This window comes from Allokutzneria sp. NRRL B-24872 (assembly GCF_002155965.1).
Taxonomy (GTDB): Bacteria; Actinomycetota; Actinomycetes; order Mycobacteriales; family Pseudonocardiaceae; genus Allokutzneria.
In genome coordinates, this window is the sequence record NZ_MUMH01000289.1 from 1 (window position 1) to 745 (window position 745).

At 69.0% G+C, this 745-nt stretch carries 1 protein-coding gene; it reads right to left on the bottom strand.

Going from position 1 to position 745, the window contains the following annotated elements:
* On the bottom strand, positions 1-745 hold a 745-nt coding region (locus tag CCN37_RS37500), incomplete at both ends, for a topoisomerase C-terminal repeat-containing protein (protein WP_305764730.1).

Sequence of the window (745 nt, forward strand, 5' to 3'; positions counted from 1 at the left end):
CGGCTTCTTGGCGGCGGGCTTCTTCTCCGCGGTCGTCTTCTCCGCCGTCGTCTTCTTCGCGGCGGGCTTTTTCGCGGCGGGCTTCTTCTCGGTCGCCTTCTTGGCAGCGGGCTTCTTGGCCGCCGCCTTCTTCTTCGGCGCCGGGCCCTTCGCCCGCTTCTCCGCGAGCAGTTCGGCCGCGCGCTCGTCGGTCAGCGTCTCGACGTCATCGCCCTTGCGCAGCGACGCGTTGTACTCGCCATCGGTGACGTACGGCCCGAAGCGGCCTTCCTTGACGATCATCGGCTTGCCGGAGACCGGGTCGTTGCCCATCTCCTTCAGCGGCGGGGCCGCCGAAGCCTGCCTGCCCCGCTTCTTCGGCTCCGCGTAGATCTTCAGGGCCTCTTCGAGGGTGACGGTGAACATGTCGTCCTCGGTGGCCAGCGACCGCGAGTCCGTGCCCTTCTTCAGGTACGGGCCGTAGCGGCCGTTCTGCGCGGTGATCTCGTCGCCGCTCTCCGGGTCCTTGCCGACCACGCGGGGCAGCGACAGCAGCTTGAGCGCGTCCGCCAGCGTCACGGTGTCCAGCGACATGGACTTCAGCAGCGAGCCGGTGCGCGGCTTCACCTTGCCCGCGTCCTCCGGCAGCACCTCGGTGACGTAGGGGCCGAAGCGGCCCTCCTTCGCCACGATCTCGTTGCCGCTGGCCGGGTCGGTGCCCAGCGAACGGCCCTCCATCGGGGTCGCGAACAGCTTCTCCGCGATC